The organism is Nostoc sp., from assembly GCF_036917435.1.
In the GTDB taxonomy this organism is placed as follows: Bacteria; Cyanobacteriota; Cyanobacteriia; order Cyanobacteriales; family Nostocaceae; genus Nostoc.
In genome coordinates, this window is record NZ_JBALDM010000006.1 from 47,557 (window position 1) to 69,220 (window position 21,664).

The following is a 21,664-nucleotide window of genomic DNA, read 5'->3' on the forward strand; positions in this document are numbered from 1 at the left end:
CAACCGAGAACCGCTATAACTATTAACTATTGACCAATGCCCAATTCCCAATTCCCAATGCCCAATTCCCAATGCCCAATGCCCAATGCCCAATGCCCAATTCCCATTAAATTAAGATTGATTTCTCTCCATAAAATCCAACATAATTCGCTGATGCATATTTCCTAAAGGTCTTACTTCGCCAGCTTTTTGCGAATAACAGTTACCTTGAAGAATATCTTCTGGGGTCAATAATCCCATATCCCAGCCTTCATTTAAAACCAGTTGATTTAATTCCACTAAAAGGGGTGCATGAAAAACATGACGGACAACTCTTTCGTCGGGATAACAGCCAAATTCTACAAAGGGTGGCAAATCGTAGCCAATTTCTTCTAAAATTTCTCGCTTGACTGCGACATCAGGCGTTTCACCAGGTTCGATATGACCGCCAAATAATGCCCAGTAACCAGGGTAGAGAATACCGGGGATGTTGTCGCGTAGTTGCATGAGAAACTGTTTTTTTTGATAGAGAATAGCGATCGCTACATGCACCGGTTGATTGTTCATATATTAATTTTTAATTGCTGATTATTCTTCTTCTAGATAAACTTCCCCCAGTTCTTTACCAGCTAAGGGGATACTTCGGTAGCGAATTTTACCTTTAATCACCACTTGCGTTCCCTTAGCCAGATTCTTTTGATTGGTGACAACCCAAATTTTGCCAGTCGAGTCATTAATTTGATAAGCCCATTGCTTCATTAAAGGTGCTTGATTTTCCACCTGACCTTGGATATAAACTGTAGCCTGATTGTCTTGTCTTGGCTTAATTTCTCGAATTGGGGTGACATTAGCACCAATTTTAAAATTAGTCCCATTCAAGCCAGACGAGGTTAAACTACCACAACTACTAAGTCCCACCACCAATAAAAAAATCAACCCCAGCCGATAGGGAACAATACTGTGCCCGTAGAAGAACGAAAGGGACAAGTTTCTTGTTTGTTCCATGAAAGCCACCGATTGAGCAAATTTTTGCTTCACTGCTTGCTTTGTCGCCAGTTTCATCAGGTCAGTTCCCATCTATGATATTCTCTGCGGTTTTAAAAACACGCTCTCAACTCTTTATTCTTCAGATAAAGCCGTTGATCTGAGAAAATAAGCATTATGGTTTTACTCTGAGAGAAACGCGACGACATCAACACATACACAATAATAGTGAAAAGTCAATAAGCAATATTTCTATTCCAGACTTTGGACAAAAAACGAATTAATTATAGTTGGGAATTTTAATGGAAACAAAAACTGCCAAACTCCTTGATGGTAAAGCAATAGCAGCAAAAATTCAGCAAGAACTTTCTGTTGCCATTACACAATTACAACCAAAAATTGGACGACCCCCTGGTTTGGCCGTGTTGATGGTTGGAGATAATCCAGCATCAGCCGCTTATGTCCGAAATAAAGAAAAAGCTTGCGCTAAAGTTGGCATAGCCTCTTTTGGTAAGCATTTTCCTGCCGAAACTACCCTTGGAGAGTTAGAAGAAGTAATTGCTGCACTCAACGACGATGAACGGGTTGATGGCATTCTGGTGCAGTTGCCCCTACCTAACCACTTGAATGCTGTGACTTTGCTACATCAAATTGATCCCGATAAAGATGCTGATGGGCTGCACCCAGTTAACTTGGGGCGATTAGTACGGGGAGAAACTGGTTTACGCAGCTGCACTCCTGATGGTGTGATGCGGCTTTTGCAAGCTTATGATATTCCCTTGCAGGGAAAACAGGCGGTAGTAGTGGGACGTAGTATTTTGGTGGGTAAACCTATGGCGCTGATGCTACTAGAAGCTGATGCCACAGTCACGATCGCTCACTCGCGATCGCACGACCTCAAAACCATTACCCAAAATGCTGATATTCTAATTGCAGCAGCAGGTCGTCCGGGACTAATCTCTGCTGATATGGTAAAACCAGGTGCTGTTGTGGTAGATGTGGGAATGAATCGCGTCACTGATGCTAATGGCAAAAGCCGCTTAATTGGCGATGTTGACTTTGAATCTACTGCTGCTGTAGCAGGATTTATTACCCCCGTTCCTGGTGGTGTTGGCCCTATGACTGTCGCCATATTATTACAAAATACATTCACCAGCTATTCCAGAGCAGTAAAAAAATGAAAGAGAGTGAGGAATTATGAGTGAGAAGTTAAGAATTATTAAACTCAACTCCTCTACGGACGCGATGAATCGCGTCTCTACTTCCACCTTTTGTACAGACGCGATAAATCGCGTCTCTTAAATCATAATTCCCAACTCTTCATTTTTTCAGCCCCACAGCACCTTAAAATTGTGACGTATAAAACAAAAATCTCAAAGTGTCAGGAATTGAAGAATGGTAGCAACTGATAACGTTCAAAAGACACCACCAGAGGAAGCCACATTTAACTTAGCAGCCTATCTCAAAGAGCGACAAAAGCTTTGTGATACTGCTTTAGATCAGGCTATCCCCATCATTTATCCAGAAAAGATTTATGAGGCGATGCGCTACTCGTTATTAGCTGGCGGCAAGCGTGTACGTCCCATTCTTTGCCTTGCTACCTGTGAAATGATGGGTGGCACTATCGAGATGGCTATGCCAACGGCTTGTGCTGTGGAGATGATCCACACAATGTCTTTGATTCATGACGACCTTCCAGCGATGGATAATGACGATTACCGTCGTGGAAAGCTAACAAATCATAAAGTCTATGGCGAAGATGTGGCCATTTTGGCTGGGGACGGCTTATTAGCACTCGCTTTTGAGATTGTTGCCCTTAAAACCCCCCAAAGTGTTAACAGAGAACTAACCTTGCAGGTAATTGTTCGTCTTGGTCGGGCGCTGGGGGCAGCTGGTTTGGTCGGTGGTCAAGTTGTTGATTTAGAGTGTGAGGGGAAATCAGATATTTCTCTAGAAACCCTAAATTTCATTCATAGACACAAAACATCCGCCCTTTTGGAAGCTTGCGTAGTTTGTGGTGGGATCATTGCTGGGGCATCAACTGAAGATGTGCAGCGACTGACCCGTTATGCTGAAAATATTGGGCTAGCATTCCAAATCATCGATGATATTCTGGATATCACTTCTACAAAAGAGCAATTAGGTAAAACGGCTGGTAAAGACCAACAAGCGAAGAAAGTGACCTATCCTAGCCTTTGGGGACTTGAAGAATCGCGCTTAAAAGCCCAAGAGCTAGTTAAAGTAGCTTGTGCGGAATTAGAACCGTTTGGAGACAGAGCCAAGCCACTCCAAGCGATCGCTCATTTTATTACTAGCCGCAATAACTAGCAACGGTTTTGGTAATTCGTAATTCGTAATTTCCATACCGCAAGCGTTTCATTGATTTGCAATGGGTGGTTTATTGAGTCCATGCTGTACTACACCGCCCTACGGAATTCAAACTTTACTCATTCAAAATTCAAAAAGCTTATCATGTAAGCTTTTTAGATATTTTGAATAATTGGTCTGCTTACTGTGTGATGTACTAGGTTAATTTTGGATTTTGGGTTGAATCTAGATGTTTCCTCAACCGACAACTGCTGCTAATATTTACTAACTTAACCAAAATACCATGCAGGACATAGGCAACATTTTAGACAACCGGGTGCTGCTGGTTGCTCTGGTAGCTTGTTTTATTGCTCAAGCATTAAAGCTCGTAGTCGAGATCATCAAAAATCGTAAACTAAATATCCGTGTTTTGGTGACAACCGGAGGTATGCCCAGTGCCCATTCAGCTTTAGTTACAGCTTTAGCGGCTGGTGTCGGACAAACACTTGGTTGGGCATCTCCTGATTTTGCCGTTGCGATTGTTTTCGCCATCATTGTCATGTATGATGCAGCCGGAGTTCGCCAAGCAGCTGGTAAGCAAGCTCGTATCCTGAATCAAATGATTGATGAATTATTTCATGAAAAACCAGAGTTTAGCCAAGATCGTCTGAAAGAATTACTTGGACATACACCAGTTCAGGTAATAGCTGGGTCGGCTTTGGGTATAACCATTTGTTGGTTAGCTAGCTTTGCTTATTCAAGCTAGAGCAATGAATCCTTGTTTGATCAACTATTTTTAATTGAGAACTGGTAATTTGTCAGTTGACAAATTACCAAATTGGTAGATCGCATCAATATTCTAGAAAACTTAATATCACTACAACCGCACAGTTGAGCGCAGCAGAATCACCTTACGACTATCTACTATGCTGGCAACAAAACCGCCATTGTTCAGCTTCTGCAATGTGTTGTATGCTTCACTTTGGTTCGTGGTATAAACTGCTAGTAAGTAAGGGCGTTGTCCATAAGAAACAAAACCTACGTTACCTCCTACTGCTTGCTGTACGTTATTTACTAGCTCAGGACGGTTGTAATAATCTACCAACACTGCATAACCCTCTCCTAATGCTTGAGGATTATAGTTAACTGTTTGCTGTGGTGGCTGTTGCAGTCGTTGTGCCTGCTGTAGTGCCTGTTGCGGTGGCTGCACATCTGCCGTTGTCGGTCGAGTAGTGATGATGGCAGACAAGCCAACAATATTACTTACATACCTTGCCCATCGATTAGCATCATCAATTTTTTTAAAGCCCCCTATCCGCGTTACAGTTTCGTTGAGATATTTGCAGGTAATGGTTTTTAGTTCAGGTGGTAAGGCACTACGCAACTGCTTTTGATTATCTGCTGTGGGACTGACTACTAATAAAAGATACTCGCCCGAAGTCGGTGGTTGACAAAGAGGAATGGCTTGTTGAGCAAAAACAGAACTCATGCCACCAATCAACCCTGCGTAAGCGAAGCTGATCGTAGATATCGCTAATCCTAAAACACTTGGTAAAGTCTGAAATCTATGCACAAAAGTTAGATTATGTAAATCAAGGTGTCCTAGAAGATTTTATAAGAAAAAAGCTTAAAACCTAGCTACTTCAGTATGGGAATGAAAGGAGTGTTACAAAATATATTTTGTTCTTATCAAAGAAAATTGGGAATTGGGAATTGGGAATTGGGAATTGGGAATTGGGAATTGGGAATTGGGAATTGGGAATTGGGAATTGGGAATTGGGAATTGGGAATTGGGAAGAACTATTGATGATTAACCAATGTCCAATGCCCTATGCCCCATGCCCCATCCCCAATTCATTAAGATACAGTAGCCAGCGATCGCAAAGCATCTGGTATTGTCTCAGAAGGAGCCTGAAATTCTCCAGTGATGACGTACTCTAAACGCAGTTTTAACCAAGTAATAAATTGGGGATTTGTAGAAATAATTGCTACTGCTGGTTGGGGACACTTTGCCTTTAGCTGTGCAAATTCGGTTGCTTCCAAGAAAGCTGGTTGCTCAACCAACCAAAAATCTATTTGTTTTTCTTGTTCGTGGTAGTGACGGGTACGCTCTTTGAGAACTTCTTGTATCGGTTCTTCTTGGAGAAGAAAGCGAAGACTTGCCAAAACGTAATAGTATGTTTGCATTTTCATCCTTTGGTTGCTGTGTGAATCATGTAAGGGCACAGTACTACATTCTGTACCCTGATGAACTAACTCTTACGGGATTTCTTGAACCAAGAACTAAAGGGACAAGCACTTGCCGGCTTTTGGGCATCTGTTTGTTTGCCACCAGATGTTAGCTTTTCCAAGAACAGATTATTGTCGAAGTAGTGTTCTAAGGAAATAACCTTCAAGTCATCGGTAACTTTTGCAATGCTCATGCCGATAATTTCTATTGTCTCTCCAGTCGGTGCATGGCCTTTGTATTCTCCGTTGAAATGTCCCCAATGCCGCCATTTGAATGTGACATTTGGTGGCCCTGAGAAAACTTCCAGCACTTCCCAAGGAAATCCTTGGGGAAATGTTGTGTGGAAGACTTTTGCCGATGATTCAAAGGTTTCTTCTGAAGCTTTGTAATGCTCTGAATCAGGCATAAATAAGTTGTAAGTACCTTGGGCTGATAAATCTGCTGCGGTGTATTCTACTCCGCCATTGGTACTGACGCGAAACTGTTCATTGACAATAGATAACCACTCTTGCGGGTTAGCTTTGAAAGATACCTCCATCTCGAAGGTTCGTACCAAGTTTTGCACGATCGCTTCCAGTGTACCTTCAAGGTGATTATAGATACTTTCTTGGGCGAGATTCTCTTTAGAACGAGAATAATCAGGCGGTGTCTGATAGCGCCACTCTACATCAGTGCTTTCTGCTATCACTTTATCTCTATCCTGTACCCAAAGTGGCAGGTTGCTAGACTCTGTTGCGCTCATAGAAGTTTTTGCTGAAGATTTGATCCCAATTTCTAGATTTCGCAGTGATAATCCCTCTTTTAAGATATGGGCATGGGGCATGGCGAATGAGGTATTAGTTATTCTTCCTCATCCCCCTCATCTACCCAATTCCCAATTCCCAATGCCCTATGCCCCATGCCCTCTTATAGCTTGCCTCATCTCGCGGACTGCCCTTTCTATACCTACTAATGCTGCCCGGCTGATGATGGTATGACCAATGTTCAGTTCTTCCATGCCTGGAAGCGCCGCTACGGGATAGACGTTCCAGTAGGTGAGTCCATGACCGGCGTTGACTCGCAATCCCGCTTGAATGGCTTGTTGACAACCTTTAGCTAATATGGCTAATTCTCGGTGGCGATTTGTTTCATCCTTAGCATCGGCATATTGTCCGGTGTGCAATTCGATAAATTGCGCCTGTACCTTGACAGATGCTTCAATTTGTGCTGGCTCGGCATCAATAAATAAACTAACTGGAATGTTAGCGCTTTGCAATTTATCGACTATCTCACCTATTCTAGCAATTTGGCCAATAATATCTAGTCCGCCTTCTGTGGTGACTTCTTCGCGCTTTTCGGGGACTAAGGTAACATAATCTGGTTTGATATCGAGTGCGATCGCTAGCATTTCTTCTGTAGCGGCCATTTCTAAATTAAGATGCGATCGCACTGTTTGCCGCAATATCCGCACATCCCGATCTTGGATATGCCGCCGATCTTCGCGCAGATGCACCGTAATTCCATCAGCACCCGCTAATTCTGCCAGCACGGCCGCCGCTACGGGATCGGGTTCCACCGTCCGCCGTGCTTGCCGGATGGTGGCGATGTGGTCAATGTTAACGCCAAGTGTAGGCACCCCAAATTTCTCCCAAATCCATAGTCATCAGAACTTGATTTTACCGGAAATTGGCGGAGTTTTGCTTGAGAAGCTAAAGACAAATTGAAAACGAGCCTCAATTATTTTAAACTGGTAGGGCGTACAACGCGAATCAACTTACCTGTCAATGGTTCGTCTTGATTAATTGCTTCATTAATTCGAGTTCCCATTCGAGACCTATCAGTATCATTTGTACAAACAATAATACCTAAATGTTTAAGTGAGCTTCTATGCAGTTTGATAAAATCTTGACGATTTAGTGTTATGACAGATCGATTATCGGCGATCGCAAAGGCTAATACTTCGTCATCTGGAATACCTAAATTTGCGTTACCAGCTTCCTGTACAGTTAAAACATCATGCCCCATTGTTCTTAACAGTTCGCTAACTTTCCGTGGGAACATCTCATCAGCGTATAAACGCGCCATGATTTAAGCAACCTCATTAGCACGAATCGCAGCTTCAATTTCTTCAGGATAAGCATCTGCATATATCCAAGCATTAACTAAATCAGCCGCGCCAATATGAGGATAATCTTGCAAAAGTTGGACTTCAGTAATTCCCAGGCGACGTGCTTCAACTAATAGCCAAATTGCAATCCGAGTTCCAGCTATACAAGCTTCTCCACCACAAATACCGGGTGTTTTAGTGATCCCTTTTGCCCCAATATTAATGGTTTGAGTTAGGCTTTGGATAATTGCCGCTTTTTCTGTTGGAAGTAGTGCCAGGATTTGATTTTCTAGTTCTTGGAGAGTCATAGAGTATCTTAGCTCAATTTTATCGTACTTATTAACAAAGTTTAGGGGTTAAATCTCTGTCAAAAAACGTAATTGCGTTAGCAAAAGCTGGTTTTTGGGCAGACTACTTTAAATAAGTAGCTGATTTAACAACAGTTGATGAAGTATGAATACAGCAGTTAAGCCGATGGACAAGCTTTTTAACTATCGAATTAGCGAACAACTTTATGCAGGCTCTAGAACCTTAGTTTACCGTGCAATTCGAGAGTCCGATCAACTTCCGGTTGTAATCAAACTGCTTCAGCAGGAGTATCCCAGCTTCAACGAACTGCTGCTATTCCGCAATCAGTACACGATCGCTAAAAATATCGATCTACCTGGTATTGTTCGTCCCTACAGCCTGGAACTCTACCGCAACAGCTATGCCTTGGTGATGGAGGATTTTGGCGGTATTTCCCTTAGAGATTGGATGAACGAAAGAATGGGGGATAAGCAATATAGTTTGACAGAGTTTTTGGATATTGCGATCGCTCTGAGCAATATTCTTGACGGACTCTATCGCCATCGGGTTATCCACAAAGATATTAAACCTGCCAACATCCTGATTAATCCGGAAACTCAGCAAGTCAAGTTGATTGATTTTAGCATTGCCTCTCTTTTACCCAGAGAAACCCAAGAAGTTCACAGCCCTAATATCTTAGAAGGTACTCTTGCCTACCTTTCCCCGGAACAAACTGGGCGGATGAATCGCGGAATTGACTATCGCAGTGATTACTATTCTCTCGGCGTTACCTTCTATGAATTGCTGGCTGGACACTTACCCTTTGAGTCTAACGATCCGATGGAGTTGGTTCACTGTCATATTGCCAAGCCTCCAGAAAAATTAGGACGTAGCTGGTGGGAAAAAGAGATTCCTGAAGTTCTTTGTGACATTGTGATGAAATTGATGGCGAAAAATGCTGAGGATCGCTATCAGAGTGCATTAGGGCTGAAATTTGATTTAGAAAAATGTTTGTCTCAGTTGCAAGAAACTGGAGGGATTAAATCCTTTAAATTAGGTGAACGGGATATTTGCGATCGCTTCATCATCCCAGAAAAACTCTATGGTCGGCAAGACGAAGTTCAAAATTTACTGGATGCCTTTGAGAGAATTGCTAACCCCCCTGAATCCCCCATTACCAAGGGGGGACTTTACCCCCCTGAATCCCCCCTTGGTAAGGGGGGACTAAGGGGGGTAGAAATTATGTTGGTAGCAGGCTTCTCTGGCATTGGCAAAACTGCTGTGGTTAACGAAGTCCACAAGCCAATTGTCCGACAACGGGGTTACTTCATTAAAGGTAAATTTGACCAATTTGGGCGCAACATTCCGTTCTCTGCCTTTGTGCAAGCCTTTCGAGACTTAATCAGGCAACTGCTGAGTGAAACTGACGCTCAATTCGAGCAATGGAAGTACAAAATTCTCTCGGCTTTGGGTGAGAACGGACAAGTGATGATTGAGGTGATTCCAGAACTGGAAAGTCTTATTGGTAAACAGCCTCCTGCGCCGGAACTCTCTGGGAGTGCGGCACAAAAACGCTTCAATTTGCTGTTTTTGAAATTCACTCAAGTCTTCACTGCCCTAGAACATCCATTGGTGATTTTTATTGACGATTTGCAATGGGCAGATTCGGCTTCTTTAAAGTTAATCCACTTGTTAATGAGCGAAGCTGACATCGCCTATCTACTATTAATTGGTGCTTATCGAGATAACGAAGTCAACCCGGTACATCCCCTGATGCTGACTTTGCAAGAGGTTCAGAAGTTAGGCGCTACAGTCAATACAATTATCTTAGCTCCTCTCGATCAAACATCTGTTAATCATTTGGTTGCAGATACGTTGAGTTGCACTCTAGCATTAGCTGCACCGTTAACAGAGTTGGTATTGACCAAAACTAAAGGTAATCCTTTCTTTAGTACCCAGTTTCTCAAAGCGCTACATCAAGAAAAACTAATTACATTTACCCCCCTTGCTAAGGGGGGAAGTCAAGGGGGGTGGGAATGTGATGTTGCTCAAGTGCGATCGCTCGCCCTGACTGATGATGTAGTAGAGTTTATGACAATTCAACTAGAAAAGTTATCAATAGAAACTCAAGAAGTTTTGAAATTAGCGGCTTGTGTCGGAAACCAATTTGATTTAGCCACATTAGCGATCGTCTATGAACAGTCTGAGGCCACAACGGCAAATGAGTTATGGAAAGCACTCCAAGAAGGATTTATTATTCCCACCAATGATGTTTATAAGTTCTATCAACAGCATTCATCGATCGCTAGCGAGAATGACTATGGACAAATAACCATCAGCTACAAATTTCTTCACGATCGCATTCAGCAAGCTGCCTATTCACTAATTCCTGACAATCAAAAGCAAGTTACTCACTTGCACATTGGGCGTTTGTTGCAACAAACAATGACTGCAAATGAACGAGATGAGAAAATTTTTGCGATCGTTAATCACCTAAATCAAGGGGTGGCTTTGATTAGCGATGAACAGGAGCAAGAGGAACTTGTAGAGTTAAACCTAGCGGCGGGACGTAAAGCCAAGAATGCAACGGCTTACGCAGCAGCTTTAGAATATTTCAAAATAGGTATTAGTATACTTACGCCTAATTGTTGGCAAAGTCAATACAATTTTGCCCTAATCTTGTATGAAGGAGCAACTGAATCAGCTTACCTCTGCACCAATTTTGAAGAGATGGAACTGTTAGCCGAGGTTGTGCTGAATCATGCCCAGTCCTGGCTAGATCGGGCAAATATCTACAATATTAAAATTCAAGCTTGCATTGCCCAAAATCAGCAACTAGAAGCCTTGCGACTAGCACGGGAAGTCTTAAAACATCTGGGAGTGGATTTGTCAGAGCAACCTACCCCAACAGACATCGAACAGGCACTCAGGCACACCCAAATCTTACTCAAGGATAGGTCAATCGAATCTTTGCTGGAATTACCGCAAATGACCGCACCAGAGAAAAAAGCGGCAATGGTTATTTTGTCCACAATTATTTCTGCTGCCTTTCAAGCTGCCCCAGACTTATTACCTTTGATCGTTCTTGCTCACGTCGATTTATCTGTGCAATATGGCAATGCACCAGAATCGACTCATGGCTATGTGATGTACGGGTTAACATTGCTTGTTGTCTTGGGAGATATTGAGGCGGGCTATGAATTTGGACAACTGGGGATCAACCTGCTGCAACATATCCATGCGCCTGAGTTAACCGCTAAAACTATTTTTGCCTTCAACAACTTTCTCAGACATTGGCAAGAACCTGCCAAAGATACTCTGGAAGGTTTTCTAAGAGCCTATTCTAGTGGCTTAGAAATCGGTGATATTCAATATGTCGCACTAAGTCTTCTTGGCTATAGCATCACTGCTTATTTAACCAGTCAAGAGTTATCTTCTCTCAGACAAACGATGGAAGATCATCGCCAGGTGATGCAGCAGCTGCGCCAGGATACTTATCTCCAGAAGCAAAGTATTTACTATCAAGCTGTACTCAATCTGCTGGAGACTAGGGAGGAACCCGATCGCTTGTATAGCGAACACTATAATGAGGATGAAATGATTCAGCTTCACCTCAAAACCAATGATCTGATAGCACTATATCAGATTTATATCAATAAATTGCTCCTCTCCTACCTGTTTCAACGCTATGAACAGGCATTAGAAAACGCCAGCCTAACGGAACAGTATTTAAGTGCTGGGAAAGGACTCATACACGTTCCAATTTTCTATTTTTACGATGCATTGGTTCGATTAGCGATTTACCCAACTGCAAGTAAGACAGAGCAAATCAGCATTATAGAACGGGTAACAAATCATCAAGAAAAACTCAAGAATTGGGCAGATTATGCACCGAGCAATCAGGCTCACCGTTATGCTTTAGTCATCGCCGAAAAATGTCGAGTTTTGGGGGCGAAAGCCGAGGCAATTGAGTATTACGATCGCGCCATTGCTCAAGCCAAAGAAAATGAATACGTCAACGAAGAAGCGATCGCTAATGAACTCGCAGCTAAGTTTTATTTAGAATGGGGCAAAGAACGCATTGCTCAAGAGTATTTGATTAATGCTTACTATTGTTACACTCGCTGGGGCGCTAAAGCTAAAGTCGATGACTTAGAAAAACGTTATCCACAACTGCTAGCTCCAATTTTACAACAGACGCGATCGCCAAGTGACTCTGAAAGAGTATCGGCGATCGCAAATATTGACAGCATTACTACCTTGCACTCCAGCACTAATAAGTCAACATCTAGCAGCAGTGCATCAGTAATGCTAGATTTGGCAACGGTTTTAAAAGCCTCTCAGACTCTCTCTAGTGAAATTGAACTGGATAAATTACTTACGAAGCTGTTGCAAGTAGTAATTGAAAATGCTGGAGCAGATAAGTGTGCATTGCTACTACTCAAAGAAGGTAGATTAGTTATTGAGGCGACTGCTGAAGTTGGGCAGCAATCAAAGGTGTTACAGTCCATTTTTGTGGAAGATAGCGCAGACATTCCCCGTAGCCTAATTTACGCCGTTAAACGCAACCTTCAACCTACTGCGATCGTTAATGCAACAATACATCCGGCGTTCATCGCCGATCCCTACATCATTCGCCAGCAACCCAAAAGCTTGCTGTGTACGCCAATTTTGTATCAAGGCAAACTGTTAGGGATTTTGTATTTAGAAAACAATCTGATGACTGGGGCATTTAGCAGCGATCGCGTCGAAATTCTCAATCTGTTATGCACTCAAGCTGCAATCTCCCTAGAAAACGCCCGACTTTATCAGCAAGCCCAAAATACTCTAGAAAACCTGGGACAGACGGAACAATTCTTGCGGTTAATTATTGATAATATCCCCCAGTCTGTTTTCTGGAAAGACCGCAATAGTGTTTACTTAGGCTGTAACCATAACTATGCTCAAACTTGGGGTCTACGAGTGCCAGAAGATGTTATTGGTAAAACAGACTACGATCTTCACTGCACTATCGAGCAATCAGATTTTTTTGTAGGGCGCGATCGCCGCATCATGGAGTCTGGAGAAGCGGAACTCAACATTATCGAAACTGTGCAGCAACTAGACGGCACACAAAAATGGTCTAATACAAATAAAATTCCTTTAAAAGATAGAGAAAAAAATATTTTTGGGATTCTTAGCACTTCTGAAGACATCACCGAACGCCAGCAAGCACAACAATTATTGCAACAGCAAAAGCAACAATTAGAAGAAGCATTGCGAGAACTTCAAATGATGCAATTACAATTAGTGCAAAATGAAAAGATGTCTGCTCTTGGTAATTTGATAGCAGGTGTTGCCCATGAAATCAACAACCCTATTGGCTTCATTGCTGGCAACTTAGAACCAGCGAAAGATTATGTCAAAGATTTGTTTGGAATAATTAATCTTTATCAAGGTAAGTTCCCTAATCCCGGGTCAGATATTCAAGATGAAATTGATGCTATTGACCTGAATTATTTACGCGAAGATTTACCTAAATTGCTGGACTCAATGAAATTGGGTGTTCAGCGTATCCGCAGTATCAGTACCAGTTTGAGAACTTTTTCCAGGGCAGATAAGGATTATAAAGTTCCCTTTGATATTCACGAAGGCATTGATAGCACTATTCTAATTCTCAGACACCGTTTAAAAGCTAACGAAAACCGTCCAGGAATTGAAGTAGTCAAGAATTATGGCAAACTTCCCCTAGTGGAATGCTTTGCTGGACAACTTAATCAGGTGTTTATGAACTTGTTAGCAAATGCCATTGATGCACTTGAACAATACAATACAGAACGGAGTTTAGAAGCCATTCTTGCCAACCCCAATCGCATCACCATTCAAACCCGTTTAGCAGAATCAGACCAGCACATTTTGATTAAAATTGCCGATAATGGCATGGGGATGTCAAAGGAGGTCAAGGAACGAGTATTTGACCATTTGTTCACTACCAAGCCTGTAGGAAAAGGCACTGGATTAGGATTAGCGATCGCTCGGCAAATTGTAGTAGAAGCACATGGTGGTTCCCTCTCCTGCACTTCAGAAATCGGACAGGGTACAGAGTTTGTCATTCAAATTTCTACTCAACAAGAATAGTGAGTGCTGAGTAATGAGTAATGAGTAAAGTATTCAGTACTCTTCCTTTTTGCGTTTCAAATATTAACTTCTAGTAAATAAGGTTATGATGCTTAGATTACGCAAAATTTGGTTAAAAATTAATTCACGATATTATGGGTCAATCTCAAAAAATAACTATTCATTGAAATGGCGATCGCGCAATTTTGTGTTGCTATCAATTGTGGTAATTCTATCCATTAGTATTAGCGCCACGGCGATCGCTAGTTACAAAATTGTTAAGGGGTTGTTACTCGATAGTCTCAAACAGCAAGCATTATTAAAAACGTACCAAGGTCAGAATGATATTGATAACTGGTTAGCTATTCGGAAGACAGAAATTAAGACTTTGGCAAATTCTCCAGTGGTGCGATCGCTAAATTGGCCTGTGATGGAACCTTACTTACAATCTGAGGTGAAGCGAATGCAAACATTTTTGCTCATGGCACTGATCGCGCCAGATGGTGCATTAATTAATACTCAGGAAGGTCGGACAAGCGTCAAAGATCGAGAATTTTTTCAGCGCAGTATGGCAAGTGAAACAGTAGCCGCCGATCCCATTATTGGGCGCACATCGATCAAGTTGCAGATTCAAATTAGTTCGCCGATTCTTGCCGAAACAGGCAAAAAACCAGCAGGTGTGTTGATGGGAGGAATTGAGATTAATCGGGTAGTTCAGGTGATTAGCGATTTACATCAAGGTAAGGGTAGCTATGCCTTTGCCCTCAATTCTCAAGGAATTCCCATTGCCCATCCCGATATCCAACTGATTGGCACGCCTGAAAAAGCCGCCGAGAGTTTCCTCAATTCACCTAATCTCCAGTTGGCGAAAATCACTCAAAAGATGGTAGCTAAACATACCAATATTGAATTAGCTCAACTAGATGGGAAGTCGAACTATGTTGCTTATACTCCGCTTCAAGAAGCAAATTGGTCGGTAGCCTTAGTTGTACCACAAGAAAATATTGAATCGCCATTACAGGCGTTGAACCTGTTGGCTACGGTTCTGGGAGGATTGCTAGTGGTAGGGTTGATCAGTGCATGGCGACAGGTGCAATTATATGAACAAATTCGCGATCGCGCCTTGATTTCTAGCCAGCAGGCGCAGCAACTCAGCAAAACCTTGAGAGAATTGCAAAATACCCAAGCCCAACTCATCCACACCGAAAAAATGTCTAGCCTGGGACAAATGGTTGCTGGGGTGGCACACGAAATCAATAATCCAGCTAATTTTATTCACGCAAATCTCAATCATGCCAGCGAGTACAGCGAAGGCATCCTCGATTTACTTAAGCTTTATCAAGAAACCTACCCAAATCCTACACCAGAAATTAGCGATCGCGCCCAAGATCTTGATATTGAGTTTCTGGCAGAAGATTTACCCAAACTAATGGCATCGATGCAAGTGGGAACCAAGCGCATTCGTCAAATTGTGCTGTCGCTGCGTAATTTTTCCCGCCTTGATGAAGCAGACATGAAATTTGTAGATATTAATGAGGGATTAGACAACACTCTGATGATTCTAAATCATCGCCTCACAGCTACGCCTAATCAACCAGAAATTCAGATTGTTAAGAAGTACGGTGATTTACCTCTAGTAGAATGCTATGCAGGGCAACTAAATCAAGTCTTTATGAATGTTTTAGCGAATTCAATCGATGCTATAGAAGAGTCATTAGTAAAGAATCAAGGACAAATTTGCATTCGGACTGAACTAGCTAATGATAAACAAGTGATAATTCAGATTTATGACAATGGAATTGGGATGTCAGAAGAAGTTAAGCAACGAGTATTTGACTATATGTTCACTACGAAACCTGTGGGGAAAGGAATCGGATTAGGAATGGCGATCGCTTATCAAATTGTTGTAGAAAAACATGCAGGAACTATTGAAGTTGATTCTACTCCAGGATATGGCACAGAGTTTACCATTCGTATTCCTTTAACAAGTAAAAATTCCGCTAAACATTGAAACAACTAAAGATTATAAACCATATCTATCTTGAAACCTGTAGTTTTTCCCTGATGAAAAGGATTTGCCCTCATCCCCCAACCCCTTCTCCCAGATATGGGAGAAGGGGAGCCAGAATTTCAAAGTCCCTCTCCCATGTCTGGGAGAGGGATTTAGGGTCAGGGCAAAAACTACGGTTCTCAACTTAGATGAGGTTTATTAATAATTTTTTGCTAATTTCTACACTTATACTCAGAGGCGATACACTTTAATAAAGTTAATTTGTCAATTAGATCCCCGACTTCTTTGAGAAGTCGGGGATCTGGACACCGTGAATTTTCACAGAGTACATCAATTCTCTGAGGTAATATGCTTTTAGAACTGCAACAAATTATCGTCAAGCCTGGACAACAAATGTTACTCCAAGATATTAGTTGGCAGCAGTTAGAAAATATTTTAGATGAAATGGGAGAAAGGCGTGCCGCCCGGATTTCTTATAGTAATGGGTGGTTGGAAATTATGGTTCCCCTACCAGAACACGAAAAAGATAAAGAACTTATTGGTGATTTAGTCAAAATTCTGTTAGAAATACTCCAAATTGATTTTGAACCTTTTGGATCTACAACACTTAAAAATGAGCGATCGCGGCAAGCAGTAGAACCAGACACCAGTTTTTATATTCAAAATCAAGCTGCTGTCATTGGGAAAAATCGCATTGATTTAAATATAGATCCACCACCAGATTTAGCCATCGAAATTGATATTACTTCTCGGACTCCATTTGAGAATTATGAAATATTGGGAGTTCCTGAACTTTGGCGACATACACAACAAGGGTTAGAAATTTCTGTGCTAAGAGAAGGGAAATATATTAAATCTGAATTTAGTCCTAATTTTCCTAATATTCCAATTGTTGAATTAGTGAATGAATATGTTCAGCAGTGTTTAACAATTGGCAGAAGTCAAGCTATGCGTAACTTTCGAGATTGGGTGAAGAATAATTTATCATAGAAATCTAAGGCTTTCTGAGAAAGGCGATCGCTCATGACTACTGAGATAAATCCAGCAGCCATTGTGGAGTGGGAACCCCCCATGCCACCTACAGATTTAATTTTTGATGATGGTGAACCCTTGGAATCAAATCGGCACCGAATTGCTATGAATGTCCTGATTCGGTCATTGCAACAAGCTTGGAGCGATCGCAATGATTTTTTCACCGGGGGCAATATGTTTATCTATTACAGCAGCGCCCAGGTTCGTAACCGTGATTTCCGAGGCCCAGATTTCTTTGCAGTGCTGAATGTTGACGGTAATAACTCAAGACAAGGTTGGGTAGTCTGGGAAGAAAATGGTCGTTATCCTGATGTAATCGTAGAATTAATGTCACCATCTACGGCAGCAATAGACAAGGGTATTAAGAAAAACCTTTACGAACAAACTTTTCGCACCTCAGATTATTTCGTCTACGATCCTTTTGACCCTAATTCTTTGCAGGGGTGGCATTTAGATGATAATCAGCAATATCAACCTTTGATCCCAAATGAGCGCGGGTGGCTATGGTGTAAGCGTTTAGGCTTTTGGTTGGGGACGAATGAGGGAACAATAGACAGAGAAACGGCGATATGGTTGCGGTTTTACGATGTGGCTGGCAATTTGGTTTTGTTACCAGAAGAGGCTGCAGCGACACTTGCACAAGCCGCAGTCACACAGGCGGAAATTGCTGTTGCACAGGCGGCTCGTTTAGCGGCTAGATTAAGAGAACTGGGGGAAAATCCAGATATGTTGTGAGAGATTTTGGTTTTTATGATAGTCTGCACTTACTCATGGAATTATAGATGAAGAGACAAGTAATTATTTATCCAGGAGAAAACGGTTACTGGGTGGCTGAATGTCCTAGTTTACCTGCTTGCATCAGTCAAGGTAAGACGAAAGAAGAAGTTGTTGCGAATATCAAAGAAGCAATTAAACTATATATTGAGGTGTTAAGAGAAGAAAGTAGGTCTATTCCAGAAGATCATCTGGAAACTGTTTTGGTTGATGTATGAGCAAGTTGCCAATAATTTCTGGTCAAGAGTGCATTAAAGCTTTGGCAAAGGCTGGTTTTTATATTTTGCGGCAACGCGGAAGCCACATTATTTTACGTCGAGATGAACCATTTAGTGAAGTCGTTGTTCCGAATCATCAAGAATTAGATAAAGGAACTTTGCGAGCAATTATTAGACAAGTTGGGCTGAGTGTTGATGAGTTTATCGAGTTAATGTAAAATAAGAGATTGGATGCGACCGCTATTTTTGAATGCCAGAATAAACAAGTGCGTAGTTTACCGCCGTAGACATCGCTATTAAGTAAAGCTTCAAAACTAAGGTTGAATCGGCACAAATTCATATTTATCAGTGCCAGGTTTTAGTTGAACTTTCATTAAGAAGGTGGGATTATTTGTGCGATCGCCAGATGGTAAAAACTGAATATTTTTTCCCGTTGCACCATCGAATGAAAAATCTGGACTGTGCAGCGTCTTTTGCAGTTCCTCGTGGGTATTACTCTTCTGTAAACCTGCAATGATTGCCTTGGTTGCATCATAAGTCGTCGCTGTTCGCCAATTTACAGGGCCACGCCAAAGTTTCTGAGCATCTTGGGGAAAGCGATTACCAGGAATTGCTTGAGGATGCCAAGGTACAGCCAGTACCATTCCATTAACATCGGCTTCCCTATCTGCTAGGGTTTGTTGTGTGTACATTGTAGGACTGCTAAATAGCGACAACCGCCCTTGATTAGCTTTTACCACTTTTAAAGCTTTATCAATTCTCTGCACATCAGGAGCCAAGAACAAACTGTCTGCTTCACTTTCTCTAGCTTGAGAAATCATTCTATTGGGGTCAAAATTAGAGTCAGAAAGGTTGCAAGAAGTAGGATTAATCGTGGTTTTAGTATTTTTTATCGCTTCGGTAAACTTATCTTTAAAGAAGTTATTATCATAAGAATCAGCATCGAAACAAACAACGATATTAGTTTTTGCAGCAGTATTGCTTATGTCATTGGAGAGACTTTTTGCCAAGTCATTAATGCTAACTGTACGGAATATATAGTTACCAAGACCAGACAAGTGGTAGTCAAAACTGGTGGGAGATATCATCACTAAATTTCCTCTATACACGGATGCAGCAGCTAAGGCAGCATCGCTTGCGTTGTGTCCTACCACAGCCAAAATGCTTCGATCTTGGACGAATTGTTTAGCAATTTCTTGGGCTTTGGTTGAGTTATTATCATCATTAGCGATTGCTACCTCCAAAAGTTTACCATTAATGCGGCTACTGTTATTTACTTCATCTTGGGCTTGAGCCACACCGCGTAGCATCTCTCCTGCTACATTTGGGTTAGCACCAATAGGTACACTGACTGCTATTTTCAGATACTCTCCTTGCTGACGAGCTTTAGCGTTATTCAAGTAAATTAATGCTTCTGGATCGTTGGGATTATTTTGAAGAGATAATTTGAACTTATTTAAGGCATCGTTATAGTTCCCGGATGCAAATGCCTGAGTTCCAGCTTTTTTACAAGAATTGGTATCTCCTGTTTCTAAAATTTGCCCACCATAACTAATTTCTAACCCTGTTTGTAGGGTATTTGTCACACCCTGACAACTTTTAGAGTTTGGATCGGGATCGGTTACAAAAATATTGAGTTTACCTAAAACTATGCCTATTCCAAAGATGACTATTACTACACCAGCCAAACCTATGAATTGCAGTAATTTTTTATTGGCAGTAGTAGTTGTAAATTCATCCCTTTTTTTTGTATCTGTTAAGTTTGCAATTATTGCGGCTTGAATTCGGTTTATATCTTCATCGGTTAGTCGTAAAAGTCTCTGAAAGCTAATTAATTCATGGCGAGTCTGTTCAGTTATAGGATTCTCTTTTTTAACTGCTTGATGAAATGCTTCCTTATATCGCTGTAATTTTCTCTCGTACTCTTTATAAGGTTTTAAAACTTCTTCCTCAATTGCAACAGCTTTGTCAGATTCTATTTCTAAACGATTTTGTTGTTCATTTAATGCTAAACGTCCAATGTCAGAAATTTGACCATCACGTACCCAAAATCTAACTATTCCAAGATATATACTCTCGCGGTTGTGAATAGGTGCTTTAGTCAACACAATGTTATAACCTTCTTTAATTACCGCTTGAATCTGTGGCTTCATTTCATGATTATTTTCTTGAACCTTTCTTTGGACATACTGATGCAACTCGTCAACAGAAATAAAGCCATCATTATTTTCATCGGCTTCACCAGTCTCCATTCCTTGCACTAAGTATTGAGTGTAAATAGACTCAAATGAATACTGACTTGAAGTACTAGATGTTAGAACAGCTCGCCCCTCTCCACCCAGTTGAATCTTCTGGAAATCTAAAGAAACATCATCTCTACTTTTTGTCTCATTGGCAAAAGCACCACTAAAGCAACAATCCAAAATTATTACCTGTCTTCTTGAACGGCTACGGCTATCGTTAATGATGTCATGTACAAAATCGGCTGAGACTGTTGATGCTTTAAAAAGTTCTCCTTTTTCATTTCTACGAGTGCTTTTTGTAGCAAAGTAAAGTTTGCCACTATTATATTTAATGCCATGTCCAGAGAAATAAAGCAGTACGATGTCATCTCTTTGACGATCTAAAAACAAATTTTCAATAGCTGTCTGCATTTCCAAAGTATCAGGATTTAATAAGGATTTCACCTCAAAATCGCCAATTTCTGGATTCTCCAAAACCCGCCGCATTGCCTCAATATCTTTTATCGTTGATGGCAATGGGGTAAGACCAGGCTCATACTCACTGACTGCAATTAGAAGTGCTACTTTCGCCATATTGCTATTCTTTCTCGCTAATAGAATCGCCTCCGACAAACTTTTGCGCTTGTTCAATGGCGGCATTTAACTCTTCCCGACTGCTAGCTTTCACCTTTAGTTTTTTACCGTTAGCCTCGACTTCCAGTTCGATAGTTTTGTTGCCCAAGCGATCGCCTAAAAATCCCAACAATTTCTTAAAATTGGCAAGGCTCACCTCTGTCTGCAACACCCCTACTAGAAAACCGCCAACAGATTTGGCTCCTTCGGGTATTTCTGTAACTGCTACAAGTTCAGCACTTTCTACATCTAAATCTTTGATCTCTCGCAGCAGATTCCGTGTTTCCTGTTCTTGCTCCTCTGCATCTAAGTCTGGATTAGAAAGAGCGATCGTCAGTTTGACGTTAGATTCAGAACTCATTTGTTACCCTTTTAAGTTTTTTAGTAGTTGGGACTCAACTCTATTTCCGTGATATCTCTATTGACATAATATCTGTTACGTGGGTCTTCCGAAAAATTTTTAAGATTTTTACAGAAATTTATCAGGTCTAAGTAAAAATATGTATATCTAAGCAAGATGCGATAAATTGCCGTCAAGACGAAAGACTGATTATTGTAGAGACGGCAATTCATCACGTCTCTTGCCTTAACTATAATGATTTTTATTACTTAGGAACATGGATTAAATAAAATGCAAAACTTGTATCCTGTCTCTAGCTTCCCTCTCCTTTACAAGGAGAGGGATTGAGGGTGAGGTAAGCCAGAGACATAAACTGGATGTTATTTAATTCTTATTACTTAGGATAGTTTCGAGTTCAATAAAGTTGTATTTAAAATTATAGGTAATAAAAAATTAGATTTGCC

General features: G+C 41.3%; 20 protein-coding genes. 10 read left to right on the plus strand and 10 right to left on the minus strand.

Features of this window, described 5'->3' with window-relative positions:
- The first annotated feature begins 36 nt into the window (after nt 1-36).
- On the plus strand, nt 37-168 hold the full coding sequence (locus tag V7K98_RS02345) for a hypothetical protein (RefSeq protein WP_335019214.1): 132 nt from the start codon (nt 37-39) through the stop codon (nt 166-168).
- Here the strand turns inward: V7K98_RS02345 and V7K98_RS02350 are convergent.
- The gene (locus tag V7K98_RS02350; RefSeq protein WP_335019216.1) at nt 112-546 is read right to left on the minus strand and encodes an NUDIX hydrolase; all 435 of its coding nucleotides are present in this window, start codon (nt 544-546) and stop codon (nt 112-114) included. The two genes, V7K98_RS02345 and V7K98_RS02350, sit on opposite strands and share 57 nt — an antisense overlap.
- A 21-nt stretch (nt 547-567) precedes the next feature.
- Nucleotides 568-1,041, minus strand: coding sequence for a hypothetical protein (locus tag V7K98_RS02355; RefSeq protein WP_335019218.1), 474 nt, complete (start codon nt 1,039-1,041; stop codon nt 568-570).
- A gap of 224 nt (nt 1,042-1,265) precedes the next feature.
- On the opposite strand from V7K98_RS02355, the gene folD reads away from it, so the two are divergent.
- The 3 genes from folD to V7K98_RS02370 all read left to right on the plus strand — a co-directional run bounded on the left by folD (nt 1,266) and on the right by V7K98_RS02370 (nt 4,036).
- Nucleotides 1,266-2,144, plus strand: coding sequence for a bifunctional methylenetetrahydrofolate dehydrogenase/methenyltetrahydrofolate cyclohydrolase FolD (gene folD, locus V7K98_RS02360; protein ID WP_335019220.1), 879 nt, complete (start codon nt 1,266-1,268; stop codon nt 2,142-2,144).
- 214 nt (nt 2,145-2,358) lie between these two features.
- Nucleotides 2,359-3,291 carry a geranylgeranyl diphosphate synthase CrtE gene (gene crtE / locus V7K98_RS02365; RefSeq protein WP_335019222.1) on the plus strand — a complete coding sequence of 311 codons (933 nt, stop codon included), beginning with the start codon at nt 2,359-2,361 and terminating at the stop codon, nt 3,289-3,291.
- 283 nt (nt 3,292-3,574) lie between these two features.
- Nucleotides 3,575-4,036, plus strand: a complete 462-nt coding sequence (locus V7K98_RS02370; RefSeq protein WP_335019224.1) for a divergent PAP2 family protein — start codon at nt 3,575-3,577, stop codon at nt 4,034-4,036.
- A gap of 111 nt (nt 4,037-4,147) precedes the next feature.
- Here V7K98_RS02370 and V7K98_RS02375 read toward each other — a convergent pair whose 3' ends face one another.
- From V7K98_RS02375 to V7K98_RS02400, 6 genes are all read right to left on the minus strand, one after another.
- Complete coding sequence (locus V7K98_RS02375; RefSeq protein WP_335019226.1) at nt 4,148-4,843, minus strand: hypothetical protein; 696 nt, start codon at nt 4,841-4,843, stop codon at nt 4,148-4,150.
- Between the two features lie 284 nt (nt 4,844-5,127).
- Complete coding sequence (locus tag V7K98_RS02380) at nt 5,128-5,457, minus strand: MgPME-cyclase complex family protein (RefSeq protein ID WP_335019228.1); 330 nt, start codon at nt 5,455-5,457, stop codon at nt 5,128-5,130.
- A gap of 65 nt (nt 5,458-5,522) precedes the next feature.
- Nucleotides 5,523-6,242, minus strand: a complete 720-nt coding sequence (locus V7K98_RS02385) for a SnoaL-like polyketide cyclase (RefSeq protein WP_335019342.1) — start codon at nt 6,240-6,242, stop codon at nt 5,523-5,525.
- 147 nt (nt 6,243-6,389) lie between these two features.
- Nucleotides 6,390-7,115, minus strand: coding sequence for a pyridoxine 5'-phosphate synthase (locus V7K98_RS02390; protein WP_335019229.1), 726 nt, complete (start codon nt 7,113-7,115; stop codon nt 6,390-6,392).
- 101 nt (nt 7,116-7,216) lie between these two features.
- Entirely contained in the window at nt 7,217-7,564 is a 348-nt protein-coding gene (locus V7K98_RS02395) for a DUF5615 family PIN-like protein (RefSeq protein ID WP_335019231.1), read from the minus strand.
- Between the two features lie 3 nt (nt 7,565-7,567).
- Complete coding sequence (locus V7K98_RS02400) at nt 7,568-7,894, minus strand: DUF433 domain-containing protein (protein ID WP_094344177.1); 327 nt, start codon at nt 7,892-7,894, stop codon at nt 7,568-7,570.
- A gap of 145 nt (nt 7,895-8,039) precedes the next feature.
- Here V7K98_RS02400 and V7K98_RS02405 point away from each other — a divergent pair, with 145 nt between their 5' ends.
- The 6 genes from V7K98_RS02405 (at nt 8,040) to V7K98_RS02430 (ending at nt 18,223) form a co-directional block, all read left to right on the plus strand.
- Entirely contained in the window at nt 8,040-13,991 is a 5,952-nt protein-coding gene (locus V7K98_RS02405; RefSeq protein ID WP_335019233.1) for a trifunctional serine/threonine-protein kinase/ATP-binding protein/sensor histidine kinase, read from the plus strand.
- An 85-nt stretch (nt 13,992-14,076) separates the two neighbouring features.
- Nucleotides 14,077-15,981 carry a sensor histidine kinase gene (locus tag V7K98_RS02410; protein WP_335019235.1) on the plus strand — a complete coding sequence of 635 codons (1,905 nt, stop codon included), beginning with the start codon at nt 14,077-14,079 and terminating at the stop codon, nt 15,979-15,981.
- A gap of 348 nt (nt 15,982-16,329) precedes the next feature.
- The gene (locus V7K98_RS02415) at nt 16,330-16,971 is read left to right on the plus strand and encodes a Uma2 family endonuclease (protein WP_335019236.1); all 642 of its coding nucleotides are present in this window, start codon (nt 16,330-16,332) and stop codon (nt 16,969-16,971) included.
- A gap of 33 nt (nt 16,972-17,004) precedes the next feature.
- The gene (locus V7K98_RS02420) at nt 17,005-17,748 is read left to right on the plus strand and encodes a Uma2 family endonuclease (RefSeq protein ID WP_335019237.1); all 744 of its coding nucleotides are present in this window, start codon (nt 17,005-17,007) and stop codon (nt 17,746-17,748) included.
- A gap of 47 nt (nt 17,749-17,795) precedes the next feature.
- Nucleotides 17,796-18,005 (plus strand): type II toxin-antitoxin system HicB family antitoxin, encoded by a 210-nt coding sequence (locus V7K98_RS02425; protein ID WP_335019238.1) that lies wholly within the window; start codon nt 17,796-17,798, stop codon nt 18,003-18,005.
- A complete protein-coding gene (locus tag V7K98_RS02430; protein WP_335019239.1) occupies nt 18,002-18,223 on the plus strand; it encodes a type II toxin-antitoxin system HicA family toxin in 222 nt (73 codons plus the stop codon). Before V7K98_RS02425 ends, V7K98_RS02430 begins: the two co-directional genes overlap by 4 nt.
- A 96-nt stretch (nt 18,224-18,319) precedes the next feature.
- Here V7K98_RS02430 and V7K98_RS02435 read toward each other — a convergent pair whose 3' ends face one another.
- Both V7K98_RS02435 and V7K98_RS02440 read right to left on the minus strand, forming a co-directional pair.
- The gene (locus V7K98_RS02435) at nt 18,320-20,887 is read right to left on the minus strand and encodes a caspase, EACC1-associated type (RefSeq protein WP_335019240.1); all 2,568 of its coding nucleotides are present in this window, start codon (nt 20,885-20,887) and stop codon (nt 18,320-18,322) included.
- Nucleotides 20,826-21,221 (minus strand): hypothetical protein, encoded by a 396-nt coding sequence (locus V7K98_RS02440; protein ID WP_335019241.1) that lies wholly within the window; start codon nt 21,219-21,221, stop codon nt 20,826-20,828. Before V7K98_RS02440 ends, V7K98_RS02435 begins: the two co-directional genes overlap by 62 nt.
- Nucleotides 21,222-21,664 lie beyond the last annotated feature (443 nt).